This window comes from Streptomyces sp. NPDC048331, from assembly GCF_043201215.1.
In the GTDB taxonomy this organism is placed as follows: Bacteria; Actinomycetota; Actinomycetes; order Streptomycetales; family Streptomycetaceae; genus Streptomyces.
The window spans coordinates 74,150-101,135 of sequence record NZ_JBICYT010000004.1 but is presented as its reverse complement, the minus strand read 5'-3'; the positions used below and the strand labels follow the sequence as shown (position 1 = coordinate 101,135).

The 26,986-nt window shown below is 73.0% G+C and carries 21 protein-coding genes; 14 read left to right on the top strand and 7 right to left on the bottom strand.

The features are described from left to right. Nucleotides 1-39: 39 nt before the first annotated feature. The 3 genes from galT (at nucleotide 40) to ACGFYY_RS08475 (ending at nucleotide 3,361) form a co-directional block, all read left to right on the top strand. Nucleotides 40-1,086 (top strand): galactose-1-phosphate uridylyltransferase, encoded by a 1,047-nt coding sequence (gene galT / locus ACGFYY_RS08485; protein WP_393707718.1) that lies wholly within the window; start codon nucleotides 40-42, stop codon nucleotides 1,084-1,086. Beyond that, on the top strand, nucleotides 1,083-2,306 hold the full coding sequence (gene galK / locus ACGFYY_RS08480) for a galactokinase (RefSeq protein WP_393707717.1): 1,224 nt from the start codon (nucleotides 1,083-1,085) through the stop codon (nucleotides 2,304-2,306). The genes galT and galK overlap by 4 nt, the downstream gene beginning before the upstream one ends. A 101-nt stretch (nucleotides 2,307-2,407) precedes the next feature. Next, complete coding sequence (locus tag ACGFYY_RS08475; protein ID WP_365272749.1) at nucleotides 2,408-3,361, top strand: aldo/keto reductase; 954 nt, start codon at nucleotides 2,408-2,410, stop codon at nucleotides 3,359-3,361. Nucleotides 3,362-3,513: 152 nt separating this feature from the next. Here ACGFYY_RS08475 and ACGFYY_RS08470 read toward each other — a convergent pair whose 3' ends face one another. The 3 genes from ACGFYY_RS08470 to ACGFYY_RS08460 form a co-directional block, all read right to left on the bottom strand. After that, on the bottom strand, nucleotides 3,514-4,386 hold the full coding sequence (locus tag ACGFYY_RS08470; RefSeq protein WP_393707716.1) for an ABC transporter permease: 873 nt from the start codon (nucleotides 4,384-4,386) through the stop codon (nucleotides 3,514-3,516). Continuing rightward, nucleotides 4,383-7,088, bottom strand: coding sequence for an alpha/beta fold hydrolase (locus tag ACGFYY_RS08465; protein WP_393707715.1), 2,706 nt, complete (start codon nucleotides 7,086-7,088; stop codon nucleotides 4,383-4,385). The genes ACGFYY_RS08470 and ACGFYY_RS08465 overlap by 4 nt, the downstream gene beginning before the upstream one ends. Before the next feature lie 128 nt (nucleotides 7,089-7,216). Beyond that, a complete protein-coding gene (locus ACGFYY_RS08460) occupies nucleotides 7,217-7,615 on the bottom strand; it encodes a hypothetical protein (RefSeq protein ID WP_393707714.1) in 399 nt (132 codons plus the stop codon). Nucleotides 7,616-7,798: 183 nt separating this feature from the next. Between ACGFYY_RS08460 and ACGFYY_RS08455 the strand changes: the two genes are divergently transcribed. Further along, nucleotides 7,799-9,331, top strand: a complete 1,533-nt coding sequence (locus ACGFYY_RS08455; RefSeq protein WP_393707713.1) for an ATP-dependent DNA ligase — start codon at nucleotides 7,799-7,801, stop codon at nucleotides 9,329-9,331. 21 nt (nucleotides 9,332-9,352) lie between these two features. Here the strand turns inward: ACGFYY_RS08455 and ACGFYY_RS08450 are convergent, their stop codons facing one another. After that, nucleotides 9,353-10,333, bottom strand: coding sequence for a CorA family divalent cation transporter (locus tag ACGFYY_RS08450; protein WP_393707712.1), 981 nt, complete (start codon nucleotides 10,331-10,333; stop codon nucleotides 9,353-9,355). A gap of 201 nt (nucleotides 10,334-10,534) precedes the next feature. Between ACGFYY_RS08450 and ACGFYY_RS08445 the strand changes: the two genes are divergently transcribed. The 4 genes from ACGFYY_RS08445 to ACGFYY_RS08430 all read left to right on the top strand — a co-directional run bounded on the left by ACGFYY_RS08445 (nucleotide 10,535) and on the right by ACGFYY_RS08430 (nucleotide 13,058). After that, nucleotides 10,535-11,209, top strand: coding sequence for a helix-turn-helix domain-containing protein (locus tag ACGFYY_RS08445; RefSeq protein ID WP_393707711.1), 675 nt, complete (start codon nucleotides 10,535-10,537; stop codon nucleotides 11,207-11,209). A gap of 16 nt (nucleotides 11,210-11,225) precedes the next feature. Further along, the gene (locus ACGFYY_RS08440) at nucleotides 11,226-11,429 is read left to right on the top strand and encodes a DUF6126 family protein (RefSeq protein WP_393707710.1); all 204 of its coding nucleotides are present in this window, start codon (nucleotides 11,226-11,228) and stop codon (nucleotides 11,427-11,429) included. A 70-nt stretch (nucleotides 11,430-11,499) separates the two neighbouring features. Beyond that, a complete protein-coding gene (locus tag ACGFYY_RS08435) occupies nucleotides 11,500-12,582 on the top strand; it encodes a dihydrodipicolinate reductase (RefSeq protein ID WP_393707709.1) in 1,083 nt (360 codons plus the stop codon). Continuing rightward, a complete protein-coding gene (locus ACGFYY_RS08430) occupies nucleotides 12,579-13,058 on the top strand; it encodes a carboxymuconolactone decarboxylase family protein (RefSeq protein ID WP_030717911.1) in 480 nt (159 codons plus the stop codon). Before ACGFYY_RS08435 ends, ACGFYY_RS08430 begins: the two co-directional genes overlap by 4 nt. Before the next feature lie 60 nt (nucleotides 13,059-13,118). Here the strand turns inward: ACGFYY_RS08430 and ACGFYY_RS08425 are convergent, their stop codons facing one another. The 3 genes from ACGFYY_RS08425 to ACGFYY_RS08415 all read right to left on the bottom strand — a co-directional run bounded on the left by ACGFYY_RS08425 (nucleotide 13,119) and on the right by ACGFYY_RS08415 (nucleotide 16,970). Continuing rightward, nucleotides 13,119-14,765 carry a GMC oxidoreductase gene (locus ACGFYY_RS08425; protein ID WP_393707708.1) on the bottom strand — a complete coding sequence of 549 codons (1,647 nt, stop codon included), beginning with the start codon at nucleotides 14,763-14,765 and terminating at the stop codon, nucleotides 13,119-13,121. A gap of 92 nt (nucleotides 14,766-14,857) precedes the next feature. Continuing rightward, the gene (locus ACGFYY_RS08420; protein WP_393707707.1) at nucleotides 14,858-15,484 is read right to left on the bottom strand and encodes a DUF6629 family protein; all 627 of its coding nucleotides are present in this window, start codon (nucleotides 15,482-15,484) and stop codon (nucleotides 14,858-14,860) included. Between the two features lie 4 nt (nucleotides 15,485-15,488). Next, the gene (locus tag ACGFYY_RS08415; RefSeq protein ID WP_393707706.1) at nucleotides 15,489-16,970 is read right to left on the bottom strand and encodes an MFS transporter; all 1,482 of its coding nucleotides are present in this window, start codon (nucleotides 16,968-16,970) and stop codon (nucleotides 15,489-15,491) included. 164 nt (nucleotides 16,971-17,134) lie between these two features. Between ACGFYY_RS08415 and ACGFYY_RS08410 the strand changes: the two genes are divergently transcribed. The 6 genes from ACGFYY_RS08410 (at nucleotide 17,135) to ACGFYY_RS08385 (ending at nucleotide 26,853) form a co-directional block, all read left to right on the top strand. Then, entirely contained in the window at nucleotides 17,135-20,743 is a 3,609-nt protein-coding gene (locus ACGFYY_RS08410) for a S8 family serine peptidase (protein ID WP_393707705.1), read from the top strand. Between the two features lie 137 nt (nucleotides 20,744-20,880). Then, nucleotides 20,881-21,636, top strand: coding sequence for a hypothetical protein (locus ACGFYY_RS08405; protein ID WP_393707704.1), 756 nt, complete (start codon nucleotides 20,881-20,883; stop codon nucleotides 21,634-21,636). Nucleotides 21,637-21,687: 51 nt separating this feature from the next. Then, nucleotides 21,688-22,197, top strand: a complete 510-nt coding sequence (locus tag ACGFYY_RS08400) for a protein phosphatase (RefSeq protein WP_393707703.1) — start codon at nucleotides 21,688-21,690, stop codon at nucleotides 22,195-22,197. 264 nt (nucleotides 22,198-22,461) lie between these two features. Beyond that, the gene (locus ACGFYY_RS08395) at nucleotides 22,462-23,811 is read left to right on the top strand and encodes a cytochrome P450 (RefSeq protein ID WP_393707702.1); all 1,350 of its coding nucleotides are present in this window, start codon (nucleotides 22,462-22,464) and stop codon (nucleotides 23,809-23,811) included. A 142-nt stretch (nucleotides 23,812-23,953) separates the two neighbouring features. Continuing rightward, nucleotides 23,954-24,922, top strand: coding sequence for a hypothetical protein (locus tag ACGFYY_RS08390; protein ID WP_393707701.1), 969 nt, complete (start codon nucleotides 23,954-23,956; stop codon nucleotides 24,920-24,922). A gap of 578 nt (nucleotides 24,923-25,500) precedes the next feature. Further along, nucleotides 25,501-26,853 (top strand): collagen-like protein, encoded by a 1,353-nt coding sequence (locus ACGFYY_RS08385; protein ID WP_393707700.1) that lies wholly within the window; start codon nucleotides 25,501-25,503, stop codon nucleotides 26,851-26,853. Nucleotides 26,854-26,986 lie beyond the last annotated feature (133 nt).

Below are 26,986 nucleotides of genomic sequence, written 5' to 3'. Positions count from 1 at the left end.
GCACCACGGTCGTCACCGCCCAGTGAGAGAGTTCCTCCCGTGAAGCGCACGAGCAACCGCCTCGCCGACGGCCGCGAGATCCTCTACTACGCCACCGGGGACGGCGCCGGCGCCCGTACCGTCCCCGACACCCGGCCCCTCGAAGCGCCGGACACCGCGCCCGGCCCGGAGGTACGGCGCGATCCGCTGCTCGGCGACCCGGTCGTCATCGCCGCCCACCGACAGGGCCGTACCTACCACCCGCCCGCCGACGCCTGCCCGCTGTGCCCCTCCACCGAAGGACGCGCGAGCGAGATTCCGGCCCCCGACTACGAGGTGGCCGTCTTCGAGAACCGCTTCCCCTCGCTCGCCGGCGACACCGGCCGCTGCGAGGTCATCTGCTTCACCCCCGACCACCTGACCTCCTTCGCCGAGCTCGACGAGGAGCGCGCCGCGCTCGTGCTCGCCGCCTGGAGCGACCGCACCGTCGAACTCTCCGCCCGCGAGGGTGTCCGACAGGTCTACTGCTTCGAGAACCGAGGCACCGAGATCGGCGTCACCCTCGCCCACCCGCACGGCCAGATCTACGCCTTCCCCTTCGTCACCCCACGCACCACCCGGATGCTCGCCGGCGTCGCAGCCCACCGCGAGCGCACCGGCGGCAACCTCTTCGAGGAGGTCCTGGCCGCCGAGCGCGCCGACGGCACCCGCCTCGTCCTCGAAACGGAACACTGGACCGCCTTCGTGCCCTACGCGGCGCGCTGGCCGTACGAGGTCCACCTCTACCCCCGCCACCGGGTCCCCGACCTGCCCGCCCTCGGCGACGCCGCCCGCGCCGAGTTCCCGCGGGTCTACCTGGAGCTGCTGCGCCGCTTCGACCGGCTCTTCGACCGACCCGAGCCGACCCCGTACATCTCCGCCTGGCACCAGGCCCCGACGGGCGAGGGCCGGGCGGACTTCGCGCTCCACCTGGAGCTCTTCACGATCCGCCGGACCGCCGACAAGCTCAAGTACCTGGCCGGGACCGAGTCCGGCATGGAGGCCTACATGAACGACGTCCGGCCCGAGGACGCGGCCGCGCGGCTGCGGGAGGTGGCGAGCGCGTGAGCGGATCCATCGAACCCGGCGGATCCGGCGGGTCCCACGCATTCGGCGAGGCCCACGCACCCGGCGGGTCGGCGCAGGACGGCTTCCGGCAGCTCTACGGATATCTGCCCGAAGGGGTCTGGGCGGCCCCGGGCCGGGTCAACCTGATCGGCGAGCACACCGACTACAACGACGGCTTTGTGCTGCCCTTCGCCCTCCCGCAGCGCACCGAGGTGGCCGCCGCCCGCCGCACCGACCGGATCCTGCGGGTCCACTCCGCCGACGCCCCCTCGGGCGCCGTCACCCTCGACCTCGCCGCTCTCGATCCGCAGCGCCCTCCACAGGGTGCCGCGAGCTGGGCCGCGTACCCCGCCGGGGTCGCATGGGCCCTGCTGGAGGCCGGACTTCCGGTCGGCGGCGCCGATCTGCACGTACGGTCCGACGTACCCACCGGCGCCGGCCTGTCCTCCTCCGCCGCCCTGGAGGTGGCCACCGCGCTCGCCCTCACCGACCTGTACGGGGTCCCGCTCACCCGACCCGAACTGGCCGCACTCGCCCGGCGCGCCGAGAACGCGTACGTCGGCGTCCCCTGCGGGATCATGGACCAGACAGCCTCGGCCTGCGCGACCGAGGGACACGCCCTCCACCTGGACACCCGCAGCCTCGACCAGCACCACATCCCCTTCGACTGCGCGGCGGCCGGCCTGCGCCTCCTCGTCATCGACACCCGGGTCAAGCACGCACTCGCCGACGGGGCCTACGCCCAGCGCCGGGCCTCCTGCCACCGGGCGGCCGAGGCCTTGGGCCTGCCCACCCTGCGCGACCTCGGGTACGAAGAGCTGGAACAGGCTCTTCCGCGCCTCGCGGACCCGGTCGGCCGCAAACGGGTCCGGCACGTGGTGACCGAGAACGAACGGGTCCTGCGCATCGAGGAGCTGCTGCGCGCGGGCCGGCTGCGCGAGGCGGGCCCACTGCTCACCGAAGGCCACCTCTCGCTGCGCGACGACTACGAGGTGTCCTGCCCCGAGCTGGACCTGGCGGTCTCCACGGCGAACGCCGCGGGCGCGTACGGCTCCCGCATGACCGGCGGCGGCTTCGGCGGTTCGGCGCTGTCCCTGATCGACGCGGACGCCGAGCCGGCGGTGACCCGGGCGGTGACGAACGCCTTCCTCCGCGCGAACCTCACACCGCCCCGCCTCACGACGGCGTCCCCGTCCCCGGGCGCCGTCCGCCTCCTGTAGGGGTGTACCGGGCTTGCAGATTCCGGTCCCGCGCCCGGTCCGGCGACCTAGACTGACCGGTCGGTCGATCATTCACCCGTAGAGTCGGAGGAACGAAACGCATGCGCCATCTCCCGCTGGGCAGTTCGGGACTGCAGGTCTCCGCCGTCGGCCTCGGCTGCAACAACTTCGGCGGCCGACTGGATGCCCAGGCCACCCGTGCCGTCGTCGACGCGGCTCTGGACGCGGGCATCACCCTTCTGGACACCGCCGACATCTACGGGGGCGCCGGCGGCTCCGAGGTCCATCTCGGGCAGGCCCTCAAGGGTCGTCGCGACCAGGTCGTCCTCGCCACCAAGTTCGGCTACGACGGCGTGGACATGAAGTACGGGCCCGCCGCGGGCTCCCGAGGTGGCCGCGCCTACATCCGGCGGGCCGTCGAGGAGTCCCTGCGCCGCCTCGACACCGACCACATCGACCTCTTCCAGCTGCACAGCCCCGACCCGGCCACCCCGATGGCCGAGACCCTGGCCGCGCTCACCGAGCTCGTCGCCGAGGGCAAGATCCGATACATCGGCCACTCCAACCTCTCCGGCTGGCAGCTCGCCGAAGCCGCTCACATCGCCCGCGAGACCGGCTCGGTCCCCTTCGTGTCGGCGCAGAACGAGTGGTCGCTGCTGGAGCGGTCGGTCGAGCGCGAGCTGGTCCCGGCGGCCCTCCACTACGGGGTCGGCGTGCTCCCGTACTTCCCGCTCGCCAACGGCCTGCTGACCGGCAAGATCCGCCGGGGTGCTCCCGTACCGGCCGGTTCCCGCCTCGAAGGCCGCGACGCGTACCTCACCGAGGCACGCCTCGACGTCGTCGAAGCGCTGGCCGCGCTCGCCGAGAAGCACGACCGGACCGTCCTCGAACTCGCCATCGGCTGGCTCTCCGCCCAGCCCGGCTGCGCCTCCGTCATCGCGGGAGCCACCTCGCCCGAGCAGGTACGCGCCAACGCGGCCGTCGCCGACCGTCCGCTGGACGCCGAGCTGCTCGCCGCGATCGACGCGATCCCGGGGGCGGGCAAGCCCGAGTGACGTCTCAGGCCGGCGCGCCCGTCAGGACGTCCGGCCGCATCGCCACGGACGGCTCACGGCCCATGGCCCGGGACACATCGTGTCCTGAGTCCGTGGGCCGTGAGCCGTGGGCCGTGGGCTGCGGGCCGGCCGCGCGGGCCGCCCGCGCGGATTCAGGACACGATGTCCTTGCGGGAGAAGCTGCGGAAGGCGAGCGCGAACAGCACCAGCGCATACGACGCCGACACCACAGCCCCCTTGACCATCCCGCCCCACTCCAGCTGCGGCTGCAGGGCGTCCGCCCACGCGAACTGCCAGTGCGCCGGCAGGAACTCACGCCACGAGCCGAGCGCCGTCACCGCGTCCAGCACGTTCCCGACGATCGTCAGGCCGACCGCCCCGCCCACCGCGCCCAGCGGTGCGTCCGTCCGGGTCGACAGCCAGAACGCCAGACCTGCCGTCACCAGCTGGGACACGAAGATGAAGGCCACCACCAGCGCGAGCCGCGGCACGGTGTCCGCGGCCGCCAGCGCCCCGCCCGTCGGAAGCTTCAGCGGCCCCCACCCGTACGCGGCCGTACCCGCAGCCAGTGCCACCACCGGCAGCAGCACCATCGCCGCCAGGCTGAAGCCCAGGGCCACCACGAGCTTGCTCCACAGCAGCCGCGCCCGCGGCACCGGCGAGGCGAGCAGGTAGCGCAGCGAGGACCAGCTCGCCTCCGAGGCCACGGTGTCCCCGCAGAACAGGGCCACCGGCACCACCAGCAGGAAACCGGCCGAGACGAACAGGCAGGTCGCGGCGAAGTTCGCCCCCGAGGCCGTGGCCGTGTCGATCAGGGTGACGCGGCCGTTGCCACCGTTCCGGCTGCCCGGCCCGCCGCCCACCGCGAACGCGATCATCAGGATGAACGGGAGTGCGGCCAGCACCCCGGCCATCACCAGCGTCCGCCGCCGGCGCCACTGCCGCAGCGCCTCCACGCGCAGCGGGAGCGTACGGCTCGCCCGGTAGCCCGGAGCCACCTCCCGCACCGTCGTCGCCGTACTCACGCCGCACCTCCGATCAGGGTGAGGAACGCGTCCTCCAGTCGCCGGTGCGGCCCCACTCCGCTGACCGGCACCTCCAGCCGTACGAGTTCGGCGATCAGGCCCGCGGGCGTCGCGCCTTCGAGCCGTACGAGCAGCCCGTCGTCGGCGGCCACCACGGAACCCACTCCCTCCAGCGCCGCCACCTTCTCGACGCTCACCTCGTCCACCGGCTCCGCCAGGGTCACCAGCAGGGTGTCCCCGCCACCGGTGATCTCGGCGACCTCGCCTGCCGCGACCCGCTGCCCACGGTCCATGACCACCAGGTGCGTACAGGACTGTTCCACCTCCGACAGCAGGTGGCTGGAGACGATGACGGTCCGGCCGCCCGCGGCGTAGCGGATCATCACGTCCCGCATCTCCCGGATCTGCGGCGGGTCCAGACCGTTCGTCGGCTCGTCGAGGATCAGCAGGTCCGGCATCCCGAGCATGGCCTGGGCGATCGCGAGGCGCTGGCGCATGCCCTGCGAGTACGTGCGGACCGCGCGCTCCAGCGCGTCGCCGAGCCCGGCGATCTCCAGGGCCTCCGCCATGTGCGAGTCCTCGGCCGGGCGGCCGGTGGCCTGCCAGTACAGCTCCAGGTTGGCGCGGCCCGTCAGGTGCGGGAGGAACCCGGCACCCTCCACGAAGGCCCCGACCCGGGAGAGCACGGGCGCCCCGGCCCGTACCGCGTGCCCGAACACCCGGATCTCCCCGGCGTCCGGGGAGATCAGCCCCATCAGCATCCGCAGGGTGGTGGTCTTCCCGGCGCCGTTGGGCCCGAGCAGTCCCAGCACCTGCCCCTTCTCGACGCGGAAGGACAGGTCCCGCACCGCGTACCGGTCCTGCGCCTTCGCGTACCGCTTCGTCAGTCCGGTGATCTCCAGGGGTACGTCGGCCAGTGCGGGGTCCGGCTGCGGAGTGCCTGATCCCGGACCCGAGGAGCCGCGGCCGGGCCGCCGGATCCCGAGCAGCGCCGCGGCCAGGGCCACCGCGCCGAGCGGCAGCCACCAGGTCCAGGCGGGCGTTCCGGCCGAGGCGGTCCGCACCTGGGCCGCGACGGGCACGGTCAGCGGGCCCTCCACGGCGACGGTGTAGGTGGCCGGCGCGGCCGGGGTCGCGTAGCCCAGGTCGGTCGCGGCGACCACCAGCCGGAGCCGGTGTCCGGCCGCGACCTCGTGGTCGATCGCGGGAAGCCGCAGGCGCACGGTCGTGCCCTCCTGCGCGTTCTCCACCCGGACCGGAGCGACCAGCTGGCTCGGCAGCACCTGCTGTCGACCGTCGGGCCCCACGTCGTAGACCTTGCCGAACAGAACGGCCGAACCGTCGGCAGCTGTCGACCTCACCTTCAGGGTGAGGGTCGGGGTGCCGGTGATCGTGACGTCACCGGTCAGTGGCGCCGACTCGAACCGGGCGTTCTGGCCGGGGAAGTCCAGCGAGAGCCCGGCCCCGAAGGCGGCCAGCTGCCCGCCGATGCCCGGCAGCGAGGACAGGGCGGGGGGTGCGCCGCCCGCCGGATTGGCGAAGGTCTGCTCGGGTCCGGTGAGGGCGAACTCCCTCGGGCCGGCTTCCAGCCCGGGGTACCGGGCACCGGTCGCACCCCGCAGGGTGACCTCGCCGTCGGTGGAGTCGATGCCCCCGGAGCGGGTGACCCGGAACGCCGGGCCGGTGTCGGCGCCCTCGTCCCCCTTGAGGTGGCGGTCGAACCAGGAGGCCACCCGGGCCTCGGTCCGGTCGGCCTCGCGCATCCCGCCGTCGTGGCCACCGGCCGCCCAGTCCACGGACACGGGCGCGCCGTTCGCCGCGATGGCCTTGGCCATGGCATCGGCCTGGTCCAGCGGGAAGAGGGAGTCGTCCTGGCCCTGGACGATCAGGGTCGGCACCTTGATCCGGTCGCCGACGGCCGACGGACTGCGCTGTTCCAGCAGGGCGCGGGCCTCGGCATCGGGCTTGCCCGCCACCGCGACCCGTTCGTACATCGCGCAGAGCTCGGGCTGGAAGCGTCCGCAGCCGGGCGCGGCCGTGGCGTCGGGGCGCTGTCCGCGCGGGGCCTGCTGCATCCCGTCGGTCGAGCCGCTGGTGAAGAAGATGCCGGACCAGAGCTTCTTGAAGACGCCGTTCGGGAAGAGGGAGTCCGCGAGGTTCCAGTAGGTGATCTGCGGGGCGATCGCGTCGACCCGCGCGTCGTGACCGGCGGCGAGCAGCGAGATCGCGCCCCCGTAGGAGGCCCCGGAGACACCGACGCGCGGATCGCCGGCGGCGTCGAGCTTCACCTCGGGCCGGGCGGCGAGCCAGTCGATGAGCCGGGAGACGTCCTTGACCTCGTACGCGGGATCGTTCAGGCCGATCCGGCCCTCGGAGCGCCCGAAGCCGCGCGCCGACCAGGTCAGGACGGCGTACCCGTCCCGGGCGAGGCGTTCGGCCTGCTCGCGGACGTCGTCCTTGCTGCCGCCGAAACCGTGTCCGAGGAGTACGGCGGGACGTTTTTCCCCGCTGTCGCCCGCGGTGAAATAGGAGGTGTCGATCCCGGCGCCGGGCATGGTCATGACCTGGTCCTGGCGGTGCACGGCGGGTTCGTCACCGGTCGCGGACGCGGCCGTCCAGGTGCCGGCCCCCGCCACGACCGCGAGCGCGGCGGCGCCCGCGAGCAGACGGTCTCGGCGACGCCGGGGCATTCGGAGCTTCATACGGGCACCCTAAGGGCCCGTTCGCCGGGCTCCGAGCACCCACAGGCGGAACCGCCCACCTTCTCAGGGACTAGGCGGAGCCCCGGGCGTACCGCGCCTGCGGTACGCCCGGGGCCGGGCGCGGTCTCCTAGACGTTCGGCACGTGGTCGGGATTGTCCTTCTCCGCCTTGGCCGGGTCCGGCTTCGGTGCCGGGGCGGGGTTCGGTGCCGGGTTCGGCTGGTGCTCGCAGTAGACCTTGCCCTGGTAGAACTTGCAGCCCGGCATGTTGTCGACGTCCCGGACCTTGCCCTTCTTCCCGTGCTGGTCCTTCTTGTCGTGGTGGCCCTTCCGCTCGCCACGGTGGTCCTTGTCGCCCTGGTTCCGATGACCGCTCTTCTCGTGCCCGGCCTGGTGGGCGGCGGTCGAAGCCGTCTCCGAAGCGTGCGGAGCGGCGAAGGCCGTCCCGGGCAGCAGTACGCCTCCCGCGACGAACGCGCCCGACACGGCGACCATCGCGAAACGCTGCTTGCGGGAGGTGCGGATCATGAGAGTTCTCCAGGGAGTGGGGGTGGGATCGGAAGGGGCGTTTGGTTGCTATGTGGCTTTTGCCCCTACGTACGAGGCTGGCGGCCGATCCTCACGAGAACGTCCGCCGATCGTCACGGGCGCGTGACGGCGCCCCGCGCCGCCCGACCTGCGCGCCGCGTCCGGGGGCGGGAGGATGGCCGCATGCTGTTGGCCGAGGTCGCACGCGTGTCCCGCGAGGTCGCCGAGACCTCTTCCCGCTCCCGCAAGACCGCCCTGCTCGCCGAGCTGTTCGCCGCCGCGCCCGCGCAGGAGGCCGGCCTGGTCATCGCGTACCTCTCCGGGCGCCTCCCACAAGGCCGCCCCGGCATCGGGTGGCGCACGCTGGGTCGGGAGACCGCACCGGCGGCCGAGCCCACCCTGACCGTCCTCGACGTCGACGCGGCGGTGGCGGAACTCGCCACCACCCGGGGCGCCGGGTCGGTGGAGCGGCGCGGCGCCGTCCTCGCCGGCCTGCTGGGCCGTGCCACCGAGGCCGAGCAGAGGTTTCTGCGCAGCCTGCTGTCCGGAGAGGTACGCCAGGGCGCGCTCGACGCGGTGGCCTTGGAAGGCGTGGCCACGGCCGCCGGGGTGCCCGCCGCCGACCTGCGCCGGGCGGTGATGCTGGACGGCTCTCTGTCCCGGGTGGCGACCGCCGTACTGGCCGAGGGGCCGCAGGCGCTGCGCACGGTCACCCTGCGCGTGGGGCAGCCCGTCCAGCCGATGCTGGCGGGCACGGCCAAGTCGGTCGCCGAGGCGCTGGCCGTGCTCGGGCCCTGCGCGGTGGAGGAGAAGCTGGACGGGATCCGCGTCCAGGTCCACCGGGACGGGGACGACGTACGGGTGTACACGCGCTCCCTGGACGAGATCACCGGGCGGCTGCCGGAGGTGGCGGAGCTGGCCCGGTCGCTGCCGGGGGAGCGGTTCATCCTCGACGGTGAGGTCATCGGCCGGGCGGCGGACGGCCGCCCGGTCCCGTTCCAGGAGATCGCGAGCCGCGTCGGATCCCGGGTCGACGTCGAGGCCGCCCGGCGGACGCTTCCGGTCCTCCCCTACTTCTTCGACGTCCTGGTGGCGGGCGACGAGGTCCTTCTCGACCGTCCGGTGCGCGAGCGGTACGCGGCCCTGGCCGCGCTCGTGCCCGAGCACGCGCGGGTCGGCCGCCTCGCCGTCGAGGACCCGGAGGGGCAGGCGGCCGAGGCCGAGGAGTTCTGGGCCGAGACCCTGCGTCGCGGCCATGAAGGGGTCGTGGTCAAGGGGATGGACTCGTCCTACGCGGCCGGGCGGCGCGGCAAGCACTGGCTCAAGGTCAAACCGGTGCACACCCTGGACCTGGTCGTCCTCGCCGCCGAACGGGGTCACGGTCGACGCACCGGACTGCTGTCGAACCTGCACCTGGGGGCGCGTAGGGCCGACGGGACGTACGCCATGCTCGGCAAGACCTTCAAAGGGCTGACCGACGAGATGCTGCGTTGGCAGACCGAGCGGCTGCACGAGCTGGCGGTCGAGGACGACGGCTTCACCGTCCGGGTCCGCCCGGAACTGGTCGTCGAGATCGCGTACGACGGCCTGCAACGCTCCTCGCGCTACCCGGCGGGGGTGGCCCTGCGCTTCGCGCGGGTCGTGCGCCACCGCCCGGACAAGACGGCGGCGGAGGCGGACACGGTGGACACGGTCCTGGCGGTGCGCGCGATGTAGGCGGGCCCCGCCGCCGAAGTCCTACGCGTCGTCGGGGTCGCTGTCGTCCTCGCGCAGCATGCGCCACAGACGGGTGCGGTGCAGCACGTAGAGGGCCGCGAGCAGGAAGACCACCTGGAGGCCCACGGCGAGCAGCCAGAAGACGGCGCTGCTCTCCAGCTCGTCCGTCAGGTAGGCGAAGTTCATGCCGAAGAACCCCGTCAGGAAGGTCAGCGGCAGGAAGATCGTCGACACCACCGCCAGGCGGTTGATCACGCCGTTCTGGTCGCCCGACACCAGGGAGGAGTAGCTGCCGAAGGCCCGCCGGGCGGACTCCTGGAGGGACTCGATGTCCGTGAGCACCAGATTCGCGGTGCGCCGGTACTCGCGGACGAGCTGCCGGCGCTGCTGCTGGAAGCCACGGTTCATCACCCGGCGCGTGACCGTCTCCTCCGCCACCCGGTGGTACGGGAGGAGGGTGTGGTGCAGCAGGGCCGCGGTGCGCCGCAGCCGGGCCAGGCGGTAGAGCTGCTCGGGCTCGCGCCGACGGAACATGGCGTCCTCCAGGTCCTCCACCTCCAGCAGCGCCTGGACGGCGGCCCGGCGGTAGGTCTCCATCGCCTCGTCCAGCAGCAGGAACAGCATGGCGACGGAGTCCGGCGGGCTCTCCCGGGGGAACCGGGCGGTGACGTCCCCGATCAGGGGGGCCGGCCCCCGGTGCACCGTGAGGAGGTACCGATCGGTCACCAGGGCGTGGACGTGGACGACCCGGTCCGTGTCGACCGCGGGCAGGACGAACGCCCCGCTGTCCCCGACGATGTCCGCCCGGGCGGACTCCTCCTTCCGGCCGAGCCACGCCACGTCCTCGGCCTCCAGGCCGAGCAGGTGGGCGAGCGGGGGTTCGTCGGAAGCGCCCTCCTCGGGCAGTTCCACGTCCACGAACAGGAAGCGGGCCGTGGCCAGGCGCTCGCGTGCCTCCGACACGTGGCCGCGCGTCACGGTGCCCTCCGGCATGGACATCATCGATACGATCATCGTCCCTCGCCGTAGGTCACCTGGTGCGGTGCCTCCCAGCCTGTACCGCCGCGGAGCGCGCGCAACCGTGGTCACGCGTTCGCCCGTGATCGCGCCCCCGAACAGGTGAGGGAAGGGCCGCCCCGCCGATGGTTTGCCTCAGAGGCAAGGAGGTTTGCCAGGCAGGCAACAATCTGGCTCAATCGGGGTATGACACCCGGACCCGACACCGGCCCCGAGGGCGTGGCCGGCACCGACGAACCGGCGGACGAGCTCCCCGCCGTGGCACCGCAGCTGCGCGAGCTGCGCCGCCGTGCCGGACTCACCCTGGAGGCCGCGGCCACGCGGGCCCGGCTCTCGCCCGCCCACCTGTCCCGGCTGGAGACCGGTCGGCGCCAGCCCTCGCTGCCGCTCCTGCTCGGACTCGCCCGCACCTACGGTACGACCGTATCCGAGCTGCTCGGCGAGACCCCCGCCGTCGCGGATCCCATCGTACGGGCCGGCGGTCCGGGTGCCCGCGAGGCCGACGGCTGGACGTACTGGCAGGCGGGCGGCTCCGGGCGCGGGATGCAAGCGCTGCGCGTGCACGTGCCGCACGGCCGCAGCCAGGGCGAGCTGGTCCGCGTACATCCCGGCGAGGAGTGGCTGTACGTCCTGCAAGGACGGCTGCGGCTGCACCTGGGCGAGGCCGAGCACCTGCTGGAGCCGGGGGACAGCGCGCACTTCGACTCGCTCACCCCGCACCGGATCGGCGCGGCTTCGGCGGGCGGGGCCGACCTGCTCTTCGTCCACACCCTGCTGCAGAGCAGCCTGGCCGGGCTGTGCCTCGGCGGCACCACCACGCCCACGCCCACGAGCACGCCCACCACCACGCACCACCGATAGCCGAGGAGCCGTACCCATGTCCCGAGCCGAGCAGCCCGCGACCGCGACGTCGAGCACGACCACGCCGGCGCCCGCACCCGCGCCCACGTCGATCCGGGCCCGCTTCGAGTCCAAGTTCCCGCGCGGCCTGATCATCCGTCTGATCGCGTACCTCTTCGTGGGTCACCTCTTCGCCTTCTTCGTCTACCTCCTCTTCGTCCTGGGTGGCCAGAACCAGTAACCCGCCCCGGAAGACGAGTTCAGGCCGCGCGACTCTGGCAACGTCAAGGCCCTGTGGCTACCCTCCGCGCATGATTTCCACGGTTGTCTGGGGTACCGGCAACGTGGGCCGTCTGGCGATCCGTGCCGTCGAGGCCCATCCCGCGCTCCAACTCTGCGCAGTCATCGTCCACGATCCAGCCAAGGTCGGCCGCGACGGGGGTGAACTCGGCCGACTCGACCGCCTGTTGGGGGTCGAGGCCACCGACGACATCGAAGCCGTCCTCGCCGCCCGCCCCCAGGCCGTGGTGTACGCCGCGTCCGGGGACGTCCGGCCCGACGAGGCACTCGCCGACATCACCCGGGCCGTCCGGTCCGGCGCGGTCGTCGTCAGCCCCGCCCTCTACCCGCTCTACGACCACCGCGGCGCCCCGCCCGAGTTCCGCGACCCGGTGCTGGCCGCCGTCGCGGAGGGCGGCGGCTCGCTCTTCGCCTCCGGCGTCGACCCCGGGTGGGGCAACGACGTCCTCCCGCTCCTGCTCAGCGGACTCGGCACCACCATCGACGTCATCCGCTGCCAGGAGATCTTCGACTACTCCACCTACGACCAGCCGGACTCCGTCCGTGACCTCGTCGGCATGGGCCACCCCATGGACCACCAGCCGATGATGCTCATGCCCTCGATCCCCACCATGGTCTGGGGCGGACAGATACGGATGATGGCCCGGGCGCTCGGGGTCGAACTCGACGAGATCCGCGAGACGTCGGAGCGCCGCGCGCTCGACACCACGGTGACCACCAGGACCATGGGCGAGTTCGAGGCCGGCACCCAGGGCGCGATCCGCTTCGAGGTGCAGGGCATCGTCGAGGGCGAGCCCCGCATCGTCATCGAGCACGTCACCCGCATCCACGCCTCGTGCGCACCGGACTGGCCCATGCCGCCCGACGGCGGCGACGGTGCCCACCGGGTCGTCATCGAGGGCCGCCCGCGCATCGAGGTCACCATCGAGGCCACGGACGAGGACGAGAACCGCTCGGCGGGCGGCAACGCCACCGCCGTCGGCCGCCTGGTCGGCGCCATCGACTGGCTCGTCGAGGCGGAACCGGGCCTCTACGACGCCCTCGACATCCCGCTGCGCCCCGCCATCGGCAGACTCGGAAGGAAGACGTCATGAGGATCGACATCCCCGAAGGCCAACACCCGATCGAGTACGTGTGGGGCGACATGGTCCCAGGCATCGGCATGGCCGCCGCGAACTTCTCGCTGTCGGTGTACGCCCACACCACCCTGGGCCTGCGCGAGTTCGAGGCGGCCCGGCTACGCGTGGCGCAGATCAACGGGTGCGTCTTCTGCCTGGACTGGCGCACCGAGCGGGAGGGGGAGAAGGTCGAGGAGGAGTTCTCCGACGCGGTCACCGAGTGGCGTACGACGGACGCGTTCGACGAGCGCACCCGGCTCGCGGCGGAGTACGCCGAGCGCTACACCCTCGATCACCACGGGCTCGACGAGGAGTTCTGGGACCGGATGACCGCGCACTACAGCCAGCTGGAGATCGTGGAGTTGACGATGAGCATCGGGTCCTGGCTGGCCTTCGGCCGGCTCAACCACGTGCTCGGCCTGGACAGCGTCTGCGCGCTGCCGGGGCACTGAAGGAGAAGGGGCCGTTCGGCGGATCCGAACGGCCCCGGCCGCTGGGGGGAGGACGCGGCCCTACGGGAGGTCGGTGGCGATGATCTTCTCTATGTTGCGTTCGGCGAGTGCCGTGATGGTGACGAAGGGATTCACGCTCGCGTTTCCGGGGATGAGCGCGCCGTCGATCACGTACAGGCCGGTGTAGCCGTGCAGCCGCCCGTAGTTGTCGGTGGCCTTGTTCAGGACCGCGCCGCCGAGCGGGTGGTAGGTGAGGGTGTCGTTCCAGATCTTGTTGCCACCGAACAGGTCGGTCCGGTAGATCGTCCCCTCCTTCGAGTTGATCTTGTCGAAGATGGTCTTGGCCATGGAGATGGACGGCTGCTTCCAGGCGGTCTGCCAGCTCAGCTCGGCCTTGCCCGCGGCCGCGTTCCAGGTGAACTCGGCGCGGTTCGGGTTCTTGGTGATCGAGAGGTAGAACGAGGCGTACGTTTCGATGCCGGTGGGCAGGGGTGCGACCTCGGCGAAGGCGCCGCCCGCGTCCCAGTTGTCGATGCCGGAGCAGGGGATGGTCGACTGGAGCTTGCCGGTCGGGTCCCACAGGTGGTTGGCGCGGCCGCACATGACGTTCCCGTTCTCGCCCCAGCCCTTGCCGACCTCGCCGTTGAGGTTCGGCAGTGCCCCCGTGGCCTTCAGCTTGACCAGGAGCTTGCTGGTGCCCACGCTGCCGGCCGCGAAGAACACCCGGTCCGCGGTGACGGTCTTGGTGGCCACGGTGTCGCCGGTCGTGTTGATCTGGTCGATGGTGACCGTGTAGCCGCCACCGGCCGCCGGGGAGACCGAGGTGACCTTGTGCAGGGCCGAGATGGCGACCCGGCCCGTGGCCTTCGCCTGGGCGAGGTACGTCTGCACCAGCGACTTCTTGCCGTGGTTGTTGCCGTAGAGGATCTCCCCGGCCAGGGCGGATTTGGTGGCGGTGCCGGCGGCCTCCTTCTTCATGTAGTCCCAGTCGTACACGTCGGGTACGAAGGTCCAGGCGAAGCCGGAGCGTTGGGCGTGCTTGCGGCCGACGCGGGAGAACTGGTAGCAGTCGGCGGCGTCGAACCAGGCCGGGTCGATCATGCCGACCCCGAGCCCGGCGTTGGCCCGCGGGTAGTAGGTGTCGTACATCTCGTCGGCGTCCACCGAGGGCAGGACGGCGGCGAAGTTCGCCCGCTTGGGCGTGACCGCCATGCCTCCGTTGACCAGCGAGCCGCCTCCGACGCCGCGGCCCTGGTAGACCGTGATGCCGGCGAAGTCCTCGGCGTCCAGGATCCCCGTGTACTTGGGGACGTCCTTGTCGATCGGGAAGCCGAGGAAGTTGCTCAGCGGCGCCTTGGTGCGGGTGCGCAGCCAGAAGGACCGGTAGTCCGGGGTGGTCACCTTCGGGAAGATCTTGCCGTCGGAGCCCGGGGTGTCCCAGGACATGCCCATCTCGATCATCTGCACGTCCACGCCCGCCTGTGCCAGCCGCAGGGCCGCCACCGATCCGCCGTAGCCGGTGCCGATGACCAGTGCCGGTACGCGGGCGCCGTCAGGGATCGGGCCGGGCGGGGCGGCCGCGGCCGCGTGTGCCGGGGTGAGGTGACCCGCCAGGGCCAGGGCCCCTATAACAGAACCTGTTCTACCGAGAAATCCGCGCCTGGAGAGTCCGTTGGAACTGTTTCTGGACAGCGGTTTTTCGCTCATGTGACGTTCCTCACTCAGCGATGGAATGGGAACGAGTTCTACTGCTGCCCGCATGCGAAGTCACTACATACGTCTAGGTAACTTTCGGTCGATCACGTGACAGGGGGAGGGGGGTGAGGGCGCCGCACCCAGCCCAGGACCAGCAGGGACGCGACCGCCGCGAAGGCGCACCAGGTGGAGGCGAATTCCAGCCGCCAGAGCGCTGAGCAGGCGAGCGCCCCCACGGCCAGCACCACGCCGAGGGTCCGCAGCCTTCGGTCACCGCCGAGCAGCAGGGCGCCCAGAGTGGCGAAGAGGTAGCCCGTCAGCACCAGCGGCATCCACGGAACATTCACGCCGTAGCCGATGGTGCGACCCCGGATCTCGGCGGTCACCGGCCCGGTCGCCAGGCAGTACGCGAGTACGCCGGCGGTGGCCAGACCTACGGCCATCGGCCCCCACAGGCGGCGCCGGACCTCGGGCGCGGCGGCCCACAGGACCCCGGCGGGCACCCAGACCGCCGGCAACGGCAGGGCGATCACCGCCCAGGCCGTGGCGGCCGGGGAGCAGCCGCCGCCCGTGCCCCAGACCGCGGCCTCCACGAGCTGGTGCACGCCCAGCAGCAGCGGCAGTGCGGCGACGGGCAGGTCACGGGCCCGCCGCACCCGGGCCAGGCACACGATCCCTGCGGCCGAGATCACCGTGCCCGCCACCAGATCGGCCGTCGCGCTCCAGCACACGGGATCAGCCGCGCTCCTCACGGGGTTCGAGCGGCGGGGCCGACACCGCGCAGTACGTATGACACTGGGGGTGGCACGCCTCGGGCGCGGGGGAGCGCACGGTCGCCCAGGCCAGGGCGGCGCCGGCCACGAACGCCCCGCCGCACCAGAGCATGGCCCGCCCGAAAGCGGCGTCGAACTGGGTCGCCGACCGGTACGACTCCGGTCCCATCCCGGACAGCAGCGGCAGGGCCGCCACCGCGAGCAGCCCGGCGACGCGCGCCGCCGCGTTGTTGATGCCGCTGGCCAGGCCCGCCCGGCCGGGATCCACCGAGGCGAGCACGGTCGACGTCAGCGGGGCCACCAGCGCCACGAGGCCCATGCCCATGACGACCATCGCGGGCAGCACGTCCCGTACGTACGAGGCTGCGGGCCCCACCCGCAACATCAGCAGCGTTCCGCCCGCACACAGCAGCGGCCCCACCGTGAGCGGGACGCGCGGCCCGATCCGCTCCCCGAGCTCACCCGAGCGCGCCGAGAGCAGGAGCATGAGGAGGGTCGTCGGCAGCATCGCGGCCCCGGCGGCCAGTGCCGAGTAGCCGGACACCACTTGGAGCTGGAGCACGACGAGGAAGAAGAACCCGCCGATCGCCGCGTACACGCACAGGGTGACGAGGTTGACGGCGGTGAACAGTCGGGACGCGAAGATGTCCGGCGGCACCATCGGATCGGGCCGCCGCCGCTCCACGGCGACGAAGGCGATGCCCAGTAGGACTCCGAGCGCCGCGGCGACGATCACCGCCGGCGCGCCCGACCGGGCCTCGATCAGCGCGTAGGTGACCAGCCCCAGGGCGCTCGCGCCGAGCGCGGCCCCGGCCACGTCGAACCGCCCGTGCGCCTGGGGGTCCCGCGATTCCGGTACGTGCCGCAGGGCGACCGGCACGCACACCGCGGCCAGCGGCACGTTCAACAGGAACACCCACCGCCAGCCCGGCCCGTCCACCAGCCAGCCCCCGAGGAACGGCCCCACGGCCGCGCCCACCCCGCCGAGCCCCGACCACAGGCCGATCGCCCGCCCCCGATCCTCGGCGCGGACGGACGCCTGGATCAGGGCCAGCGAGCCGGGCGCCAGCAGCGCCCCGCCGATGCCCTGGAGCGCGCGGGCGGCGATCAGCACCCCGGCGTTCGGTGCGAGGCCGCACAGCAGCGAACCGATCGCGAACCACACCACGCCGAGCACGAAGATCCGCCGCCGCCCGAAGCGGTCGCTCAGTGACCCGCCGACGAGGATCAGCCCGGCCAGGGTCAGCAGGTAGGCGTTCACCGTCCACTGGAGCACCGCCAGATCGGCGTCGAGGTCCTCCCCGATGCGCGGCAGCGCCACGTTCACCACGGTCCCGTCCAGCATGGCCATGGTCGACCCGAGCACGGTGGTCAGCAGGATCCACCGGCCGCGCGCGGACGCGATCGGGACATCGGCTCCGGACGGCTCGGTGGGCGCAGTCATGTCTTCAGGCTGGCCCGCCCGGCCGGTGGGGGCCACCGGGGCACACCGGACGACGGCCGAAAAGCCCCCCTTGTAATGAACATGACCTCTCGATCACCATGACCCGCGCACGTCACGCGCACCCTTCCCGCACAACCCGCACACGGCGTACGAGGAGACAACACGTGGCCCAACGCGACAACCGGTCCTCACGAGCCTTACGACCCACAAGGTCATCAAGGCCCGCGCGGTCCTTACGCGCGGCGCTCGCCGCCCTCACCTCGGTCCTGCTCCTGCCGATCGGCGCGGGCGTCGCCGCGGCCGCGCAGGACCCCGGCCCCGCGGCTCTCACCGCGGCCGAGCGCAAGATCGAACCCAAGCTCCGCGCCCAGCTCGACGACTCCGCCAAGGCCGTCTTCTGGGTCTATTTCGACAGTGCCGCCGACCTGACCGCCGCGGGCAAACAGCAGACCCGCGCAGCCAAGGCCGAAACGGTTCTGCGGATCAAGAAGGACCACGCCGCGCGCAGCCAGGCCGATGTGATCAAGGCCCTGCAGGGCGCGGGAGCCGACTACACCTCGTACTGGATCGTGAACGCCGTGCGCGTCGTCGGCAGCGAGAAGCTCGCCGGGACCCTCGCCCAGCGCCCCGAGGTCGCCCGGATCGACGCCGACGACAAGGTCGCCCTCCCCAAGCCCACCGAGGGCAAGCGGGAGAAGGCCGTCGCCGACGCCGTCGAGTGGAACATCGACCGCATCAAGGCCCCGCAGGTCTGGGACCAGGTCGGTGTGCGCGGCGAGGGCATCGTCGTCGCCAACATCGACAGCGGCGTGGACTACACCCACCCGGCCGTGAACAACCAGTACCGCGGCAAGAAGGCGGACGGCACCTACGACCACGCCTACAACTGGTTCGACCCGGCGGGCGTGTGCACCACCGCGGCCCCGTGCGACAACAACGACCACGGCACCCACACCATGGGCACGATGGTCGGCGACGACGGCGGCGCCAACAAGATCGGCGTGGCCCCCGGCGCCAAGTGGATCGCCGCCAAGGGCTGCGAGTCGAACTCCTGCTCCGAGGCCTCCCTCCTCGCCTCGGGCCAGTGGATCGTCGCCCCGACCGATCCGAGCGGTCAGAACCCGCGCCCCGACCTCGCCCCGCACATCGTCAACAACTCCTGGGGCGGTGGCGGCGGCGACACCTGGTACCAGCAGATCGTCGACACCTGGCGGGCCGCCGGCATCTTCCCGGCCTTCTCCAACGGGAACTCCGGCCCGAGCTGCAACACCGCCGGCTCGCCCGGCGACTACGCCAGCTCCTACAGCTCCGGCGCCTTCGACATCAACAACGCGATCGCGTCGTTCTCCTCGCGAGGCGCCGGCCCCGGCGGCATCGTCAAGCCCAACATCGCCGCACCCGGCGTGAACGTGCGCTCCTCCGTCCCCGGCGGCGGATACGAGGCCTTCTCCGGCACCTCGATGGCCTCGCCGCACACCGCGGCCGCGGTCGCCCTGCTGTGGTCCGCCGCTCCCGCCCTCGAGGGTGACGTCGCGCAGACCGAGTCGCTCCTGGACGGCACCGCCCTGGACACCGACAGCAACCAGTGCGGGGGCAACGCCGCCGACAACAACGTGTTCGGTGAGGGCCGCCTCGACGTCCTCGCCGCCGTGAACGCCGCCCCGCGCGGCTCCATCGGCTCGCTCGGCGGCACCGTACGCGCCGGCGACCAGCCCGTCGCGGGCGTGAAGATCACCGCCGACGGCCCGATCGACCGTACGACCACCACCGCGGCCGACGGCAGCTACCGCTTCACCTCCCTCTCGGTAGGCGACTACACCCTGACCGCCGCCAAGTTCGGCTACGGGCAGCAGACCGCGACGGCCACCGTCACCGAGAACGCCACCGCCACCGGTGACTTCACCCTCACCCAGGCGGCCTCCGGCAAGCTCACCGGCACCGTCTCCTCGGCCGCCGGCCCCGCCGCGGGCGCCTCGATCACCATCGCGGACACCCCCGTGACCGCCACCGCCGACGCCCAGGGCCGCTTCGAGGTCATCCTGCCGCACGGCACGTACGACGTGAACGCCACCCACGCCTCCCGCTGCGTCACCGGCGGCACGGCGAAGGTCACCGTCGCCGGCGACGCCACCGTCGCGGTGAACCTGCCCGAACGCACCGACGCCTACGGCTACGCCTGCGCCGCCGCCGGCGACCGCCCGTACGTCGAGGGCACCCGCCAGCTCGCGCTCACCGGTGACAACACCACCGAGCGCGTCGACCTGCCCTTCCCGCTGCCCCTGTACGGCAAGACGTACGGCCAGGCCTGGATCGGCACCAACGGAACCGTCAGCTTCGGCGGCAACAACACCGGCGACATCAACGGGGACCTGCCGAGCACGGCCACACCCAACGCGGCCCTGTACCCGTTCTGGGACGACCTGGTCGTCGGCGCCCCGGGCAGCGGATCCGGCGTCTTCACCGGCGTCACCGGCACCGCCCCGCACCGCAGCTACGTGATCGAGTGGCGCAAGGTCTCCCACTGGTCCGCGCAGACCGACACGTTCTCCTTCTCGGCCACCATCGGCGAGGACGGCACCGTCTCCTACTCCTACAAGGGAACCGGCGGCACCGGCATCAAGGGCGGCTCCACGGCCACGGTCGGCGTGGAGAACGCGGCCGGCACCGACGCCTTCAAGTACTCCTTCAACACCGCGGTCATCACGGACGGCCTCTCCATCGCCTTCCGGACCACCAAGAGCGGTGTGGTGGCGGGTCGGGTGCTCGACGCCAACGACGGCAACGGCGTCGCGGGCGCCACGGTGACCGTCGGCACCGGTGACACGGCGGTCTCCGCCACCACGGCCGCGGACGGCGGATACGTCGTCCAGAGCCCGTCCGGCGCGCTCCCCGTCTCGCTGGCGGCGCCGCAGTACGAGTCCGCGACGGCGACGGTGAACGTGAAGGCCGCCGACGTCACGACCGTCACCCAGTCCCTGCGCACCGGAAAGGTCACGGCCTCCAAGCCGTCGGTCGAGGTCGTGCTCCCCGCGAACCAGCAGCGGACGCGGACCCTGGACCTGACCAACCCGGGCCTCGGCACGGCGTTCACGGTGTCCGAGGACGCGACCTGGCTGACCGCCACCCCGGCGACCGGCGACCTCGCGACCGGCGCGAAGGCCCCGGTCACCCTTTCGGTGGACACCACCGGACTGACCCCGGGCGCGGTCCTGACCGCCGACCTGAAGATCACCTCGGCGAGCGGCCGGACCCCGGTGCTCACCGTCCCGGTCAAGGTCGTCGTCCCGCGCTACCAGGTCGGTCTGGACGCGGGATCCGGCTACGCCGGCACGGACGCCCTCGGCGACGCCTGGTCCCCGGACCGCAAGTACACCGCGGGCTCCTACGGTTACCAGGGCAACAGCACCGTGGAGGCGACCGGCCGCACCATCGCCGGCACGGACGACCAGCGGCTCTTCCGCAACGCCCGTGAGGGCATGTACGAGTACCGCTTCGACAACGTGCCGAACGGTACCTACACGGTGGAGCTCGGCTTCGCGGAGCTCTCCTCCACCAAGCCGAACAAGCGCGTGTTCGACGTCCTGGCCGAGGGCACGCAGGTCCTGCCCTCCCTGGACATCTCCCTGGAGGCGGGCACCTACAAGGCTCTGACCCGCACGTACACGGTCACGGTCACGGACGGGGTGCTCAACGTCCGCTTCGTCACGCACAGCGGATTCGGCAAGCCCCTGCTGAACACCCTGCGCGTCACCGACCGCCCGGACAAGGGCTGACCCGGCCGGTAGAACACGGGGGCGGGGTGCCTACGGGCGCCCCGCCCCTCCCGCCGCGGGGCATTCGGGTGGCGGGAGCGCGCACTCCGCGGCGGCCTGCCGGAAGGCCGGTGCCCGGCTCGTTAACGTGGGCGACCATGATGCCCCTGTACGACCAGGCCGCCGCCGTCCGGGCCCTCGTGGAGTCCGCCGACCCCGGGGCCGTGTGGGCCGTCGGCGGACCCGAGGGCCCACAGGCGGGCTCGGACGGCGGGCACCCGGCCGACGCCGCCTTCGACGTGGACGGGCTCGGCGCCGTCCTCACCCTCTGGCCGGCCATCGGCGCCCTCGTCGACGAGGGCGCGCTGCGCCTGCACACACCGCTCACCGCCTACGGGGACACCGCCGCCGAGGGCGCCCCCGCGGGGACGACCGCCCACCACCTCCTCACACACCCCGGCGGGTCCGCCCACCTGACGCACCTGTCCCGCCTCGTCGAACTCCTCTCCGGCAGCCCCCTCGCCGATTTCGCCGCCACGCGGGTCTGGCGCCCCCTGGGCATGACCGGCACCGGCCGGATCGACGGCGCCCTCCGCGCGCCCCTCGCCGACCTCGTCCGCTTCTTGTGCCACCTCCTGGGTCCGGGTGACCCGGTGGGCGCGGAGGGCATCAGCTGCGCCTGGACCACCGAGTCCCTCCGGATCCGCACCGGCGAACTCACCCCCGCCCGCGGCCTGCTCTGGGACCCGGCGCCGCACGGGGTCTGGAGCCACCACGCACCCCGGGACGGTGGCCCCGCCCTGTGGATCTCCCCCCGCCACCACCGCTGGGCGGTCCTGCTGCCGACCGCCGGGCGAAGGACGTCGCGTACCGCCTTCCGCGAGGCTGTCTTCGCCCCGACTGCCGCTGAATGACGGATGGTTGTGTGAGATCCTGGAGGCCGTCCCGAGGAGGTCGCGGCCCGTATGAAGAAAACCCGCCGGCGCGACCGGGACATGCCCGGGCCGCCTTCCCCATGGGACGAGATCACACCGGGCCTATGGATGGGCGGCCACTACTGGACCGACCCGGCCGGTGAGCCGCGGCCCGTCGTCGTGGCGGACGAGTTCGACCTCGTCATCAGCCTGTTCACGCGGACCGGCCACGGCCCGGGACCGCGCGCCGAGCACGTCGTGGGGGAGATCCCGGACGCCGCGCTCACCGCCGACCAACTACACACCGTCCAGCGCCTAGCCCGCACCGTGGGACTCGCCCTCGATTCGGGCCTCACCACGCTCGTCCGCTGCCACTCGGGCTACAACAGGTCCGGCCTCGTCGTCGCCCAGTGCCTGGTCGACCGGGGGCTGACACCCGCCGAGGCCATCACCCGGGTGCGCCGCGGCCGCTCCCCGTGGGCCCTGAACAACGAGGTCTTCACCGCCTACCTCACCGCCGGCCTGGACACCGCCGCGCTGCTGGTCGGGCTCGATCCCTGAGACGGTCCTCGGAGCGCGGAGTGCGCAGGTGGGACGTACGGTGATGCCGATGTCGCCGAGCGTTGTCGCTCCCGCCGCGGAGGTACACGGATGCGTACGGTCCAAGGGACCGCCCTCGAGGGGCTCCGAGCCCGGGTACGGGCCCTCGCCGCCAGGCGTCGCCCCGAGCGCGCCGGCCGGGCACCCCGTGGTGAGGCGCCGCGCGCGGACCGCGCGCCCACGCTGCCGGGGCCGGGAACGGAAACCCCCGGCCGGCGGACCTCCATGAGGGAATCGCCGCGGTACGCGGCCCTCGCCCCTGCCCCGGTCCCGGGAACCACCGCCCTGGCCGCCCTCGCCGGCGTGGGCGGCCTGCTCCGCGGCCTGGCCCGCCCGCGCCCCGGCGACGCGCGTCCCTCCGCCGCCGCGCTGCGCGCCCTGCGCGCCCGCCGCGGGGACGCGCCCGCCCTGATCCGCACCCGCTCCGGCAACACCTTCCTCGTCCTCCTCGACCCGCAGGACCTGCGCCGGTTCTACGCCGAGCCCGTCGGCCTCCTCGCGGCCGCCGCACCGGACAAGTGCCGGGCCCTCGGCCCCGAGGAGCCCGCCGAATCCGGCTGCTCCCGCGGCGACCTCCGTGCGGAGCAGCGCCAGGTCGGCGCCGAGGTGCTGGCCGCGGACCGGCCCGTGCACCCCTCCCGCGGGCCCTTCCTCACCGCCCTCGCGGAGGAGGCCCGACACCTGACCACCCCCGCCGGCCCGACCGCCCCCACCACCACCCTCGACCTCGCGCGCGCCCGGTACGCCGTGCAGCGCGCGGCCCGGCGGATCGTGCTCGGCGACGCGGCCGCCGCGGACGAGGAGCTCACAGGATGGCTCACCCAACTGCGCGCCGAGGGCAGCGGTCCCCGCGGCGGCCGGGTGCGCTCCGCCCGTACCGCCTGCTCCGTGCACGACAAGGCCCGCGCCCGCGTGGAGGAGTACGCCGCCCGAGCCGACGCCGACACCCTGATCGCTCGGGCCGCCCGCCACCCCGACCCCACCGGCACCCTCGATCCCGTAGGCCAGGCCCAGCACTGGCTGCTGGCCATGGACGCCGTCCCGGACACCCTGGTGCGCACCCTGCTCCTGCTCGGGGCGCACCCCGCGGAGCAGGAGCTGGCCGCGGCCGAGGCGGTCGCCGAAGCCGCCGCCGGTGCGGACCGGGGTGAACTGCCCCGTCTGCGGGCCTGCGTACGGGAGTCCCTGCGGCTGTACCCGGTGGTGCCCGAGCTGATCCGCGTCACCCGCGCCGACACCGAATGGCGGGGCGTCCGCTACCCGGCCGGCACCTCGCTGCTGCTCCCCGCCGCGTTCCACCAGCGCGATCCGGAACGGGTGCCGGCCGCGCACGTGTTCGTCCCCGGCCGGTGGAAGAACCCGGGCGCGGACCAGGACATCCGGATGGCGCCCTTCAGCCACGGCGGCGGCCGCTGCCCCGGCGACCAGCTCGGCCTGATGGCCACCGCCGCGCTCTGCGCCGAGGTGCTGCGCGGCCATCGCGTCGCGGGTACCCGGCCGGTCCTCGATCCGGTGGGGCCGCTGCCCGTGACCCTCGACCCGCAGCGCATCCGGCTCAGGCTCACCCGCCGCTGAGGACGCCCCCGCCCCGGACCCCGTACCCGGACCCCGCACCCGGCTCCCGTTTCCGAACCGGCCCCGCTCGCGCACCGGTTCACGTCCGACCCGCCGCGACCCCGCCCGTCCCCGCGACCCTGCCGAACCCCACGAGGATGACATGCCCGACGCCGCGACCTCCGCGTCCACCGCCCCGGACATCGCCCTGCTCGACGCCCCGTGCCGCGCCCTCGCCGAGGCCGCCGACGCGGTCGGCGAGGCCGCCCGCCACGCCTCCGGCCTGGCCCTCGGCGCCCGTCTGCCGGCGGCCGCCCTCGCCCGAGGCGGGCGAACCCGACTCGGCTGGCGCACCCTGCTGCGTACGCTCACCGACCCGGCGGGCCTCGGCTGGGCGCCGCGCGGCCGTGGGGTGGCCCGCGCCGGCCGGCTCGCCGGGATCCTGGCCGGCCGGGAGAACCTCGCCATCAGCATCGCGGTCTGCGGACTCAAGGCCCGGATCCGGGCCGCGAGCGCCGAGCGCCCCGAGCTGTTCGACGATCCCGGAGCGGCCGCGATCCTGGGCGCCGTCGGAGCGGGCCACCAGGGTGAAGCCGTCCGACTGTTCCGCGCCATCATGCGCGAGCGGGGCGCCGAGCACGCCTTCGCACTGCTGGCCCCGTCCTTCGCGGACGTCCTCGCCTGGCACGCGCTGACCGACGCGAACCCCTTCAACGACCACGCCGGCTGGCAGGTCGCCACCGGCCGGGCCGAGACCGCCGAACCCGTCCTCGGCCTCGGCGCCGCCCTCTGGGCCTTCTGCGACCGCGGTCCTGGCCTCCCCGAGAGGCCGGCCGGAGCGGGGGGCGCCCCCACCCGGGGCCCGGCCCGCCGCCGGGTCACGGAGCGGGCACCCCGGCCGGGGCCGACACCGCCGGACGGCGGCCTGAGCGGCCACGCCGCCGCACTGCGCACGCACGCGTTCCGGCTGCACACGGCGGCGGGGGCCCCGGAGTGGCGAGGCCCCGAGAACGAGGCGCTGCGGGCCGAGGTCGCCAGGCTGGCGGCCCGTTGCGCGACGGCGGCGGGCGGCCTCGCCCTGGCCGCCGCCCAGCTGAAGAAGCCGCCGAAGGAACCGTCGCGGAACCGGTGACGGCAGCAGGCTCCTGACTCCGGGACACCCATGATGTGCGCGGCGGTTTCGACCGCTCGAACGGGCGCCGGTTCGAGCGGGACGGCGGTCCGTGACCGCGCCGTGCGGTTCTTCCAGGCTCGGCGCGACGATGCGGAGGTGCCGGGGAACCTGCTGCGACGCATGTGCCAGCTATGGCTCGTGCCGTTCCGGAAGATCCTCCACCGGACGGACCTGTGCCTGGTCGCCATCCGCCCCCAGGCCACCGCAGCCCTCGGAGCCGTCCCCGGACGGCACACTCCGGCGAAACCCCGAAAGCAACCGGCGACGCTGTGACACCTGCACGGGCGTGCGGTGGAGAAGCCGACCGAGTGGCTCCCGGGCGGGCGTAGGCCGATGGAATGAAGAGCGGCGAAACCATGTACGGGCTGCGCCCGCGGAACCGCCGGCCGGAATCTTCGATGGCTACCGTTCCGGTGGGATGTCGGGAGCCGAGGTCTTCCGGACCAGGCGCTCGCGGACACCCCGCTTCGCCTCCGGCCTTGCGACTGGGGGCCGATGCGCGGGGCGCCTGTCCTGTTCCGCAGAAAGGTCGATGGATGAAGCGTCAGTCACTTCGCAGATCCTGGGTCCGGACCGCCACGGTGCTCTCGGCCGGTGCGCTGGGCCTGGCCGTCAACGTGGCCTCGTCGGCGGCGGCCGTCGCCGACGCGCTCGACACGGCGCCGAGCCGCCCCGCTGCCGCCTGTCCTGCCGCTGTGCCGGGCCCGAACGGTGCGCTGAGCCATGAGTTCGACCCGCGGCCGGCGCGCGGGGGCGACGATCACGGCGGCGGCTCGAAGTGCGACCCGGAGTGGCACAAGAAGGGGCAGGGCCCGCAGGGGGCGCAGGGAGCCCCGGGCCCGCAGGGCAATCAGGGCTTCCAAGGCGCTCCTGGTGCGCAGGGTTTCCAGGGTTTCCAGGGCGACGCGGGCGCGCAGGGCTCCCAGGGCGACGCGGGCGCCCAGGGTGAGGCCGGAGCGCAGGGCAACCAGGGCTTCCAGGGCAACCAGGGTAACCAGGGCAACCAAGGGAACCAGGGCTTCCAGGGCAACCAGGGCAACCAGGGGAACCAGGGCTTCCAGGGCAACCAGGGCAACCAGGGGAACCAGGGGAACCAGGGCTTCCAGGGGAACCAGGGCTTCCAGGGCAACCAAGGGAATCAAGGCTTCCAGGGCAGCCAAGGGAACCAAGGGAACCAGGGCTTCCAAGGCAGCCAAGGGAACCAGGGGAACCAGGGCTTCCAGGGCGACCAGGGCAACCAAGGGAACCAGGGCTTCCAGGGCAACCAGGGCAACCAGGGGAACCAGGGCTTCCAGGGCGACCAAGGCTTCCAGGGCAACCAAGGGAACCAGGGCTTCCAGGGCGCGCAGGGCGACCAGGGCTTCCAGGGCAACCAAGGGAATCAAGGCTTCCAAGGCGACCAAGGGAACCAAGGGAACCAGGGCTTCCAGGGCGCGCAGGGCGACCAAGGGAACCAAGGGAACCAAGGCTTCCAGGGCTTCCAGGGGAATCAGGGCTTCCAGGGCTTCCAGGGGAACCAGGGCTTCCAGGGCAACCAGGGTGTCCAAGGCGCGCAGGGTAACCAGGGCTTCCAAGGCTTCCAAGGCTTCCAAGGCGGTCAAGGGGCTCAGGGCACTCAGGGAACTCAAGGGGCTCAAGGAACTCAGGGAGTTCAGGGGCCCGGTCTCGGGGCGCAGGGGACCGTCGTCACGGCCACCTCGGCCACCGGGACCGTCACGGCCTCCTGCCCGGCCGGCCGCTTCGCCACAGGAGGCGGCTACCAGTCCGGCGCCGGGGGGAACTTGGAGCTCACCGTCAGTCGACCGGTCGGCGGATCGCCCCCCACCGGCTGGCAGGTGATGACCGCAGACGCCCGCAGCGTCACCGCGTACGTCATCTGCGCCCCCTGAGCCCCACCCGCTGACGGTGAACGCTCCCTACCGGACAACGGCGCCGGGACGGGCCCCTGGGCGGCGACGCCTTCGGCCACCCTCCCCGTCCCGGCCGTCCGGCCCACGGGTGCGCCCCGGCGCCGCCCGCTCC

Coding starts and splice junctions, on each gene's coding strand:
- ACGFYY_RS08475 (WP_365272749.1), top strand. CDS start 2,408: ATGCGCCATCTCCCGCTGGGCAGTTCGGGACTGCAGGTCTCCGCCGTC.
- ACGFYY_RS08465 (WP_393707715.1), bottom strand. CDS start 7,088: ATGAAGCTCCGAATGCCCCGGCGTCGCCGAGACCGTCTGCTCGCGGGC.
- ACGFYY_RS08460 (WP_393707714.1), bottom strand. CDS start 7,615: ATGATCCGCACCTCCCGCAAGCAGCGTTTCGCGATGGTCGCCGTGTCG.
- ACGFYY_RS08455 (WP_393707713.1), top strand. CDS start 7,799: ATGCTGTTGGCCGAGGTCGCACGCGTGTCCCGCGAGGTCGCCGAGACC.
- ACGFYY_RS08450 (WP_393707712.1), bottom strand. CDS start 10,333: ATGATGTCCATGCCGGAGGGCACCGTGACGCGCGGCCACGTGTCGGAG.
- ACGFYY_RS08445 (WP_393707711.1), top strand. CDS start 10,535: ATGACACCCGGACCCGACACCGGCCCCGAGGGCGTGGCCGGCACCGAC.
- ACGFYY_RS08440 (WP_393707710.1), top strand. CDS start 11,226: ATGTCCCGAGCCGAGCAGCCCGCGACCGCGACGTCGAGCACGACCACG.
- ACGFYY_RS08435 (WP_393707709.1), top strand. CDS start 11,500: ATGATTTCCACGGTTGTCTGGGGTACCGGCAACGTGGGCCGTCTGGCG.
- ACGFYY_RS08430 (WP_030717911.1), top strand. CDS start 12,579: ATGAGGATCGACATCCCCGAAGGCCAACACCCGATCGAGTACGTGTGG.
- ACGFYY_RS08425 (WP_393707708.1), bottom strand. CDS start 14,765: ATGAGCGAAAAACCGCTGTCCAGAAACAGTTCCAACGGACTCTCCAGG.
- ACGFYY_RS08415 (WP_393707706.1), bottom strand. CDS start 16,970: ATGACTGCGCCCACCGAGCCGTCCGGAGCCGATGTCCCGATCGCGTCC.
- ACGFYY_RS08405 (WP_393707704.1), top strand. CDS start 20,881: ATGATGCCCCTGTACGACCAGGCCGCCGCCGTCCGGGCCCTCGTGGAG.
- ACGFYY_RS08400 (WP_393707703.1), top strand. CDS start 21,688: ATGAAGAAAACCCGCCGGCGCGACCGGGACATGCCCGGGCCGCCTTCC.
- ACGFYY_RS08395 (WP_393707702.1), top strand. CDS start 22,462: ATGAGGGAATCGCCGCGGTACGCGGCCCTCGCCCCTGCCCCGGTCCCG.
- ACGFYY_RS08390 (WP_393707701.1), top strand. CDS start 23,954: ATGCCCGACGCCGCGACCTCCGCGTCCACCGCCCCGGACATCGCCCTG.
- ACGFYY_RS08385 (WP_393707700.1), top strand. CDS start 25,501: ATGAAGCGTCAGTCACTTCGCAGATCCTGGGTCCGGACCGCCACGGTG.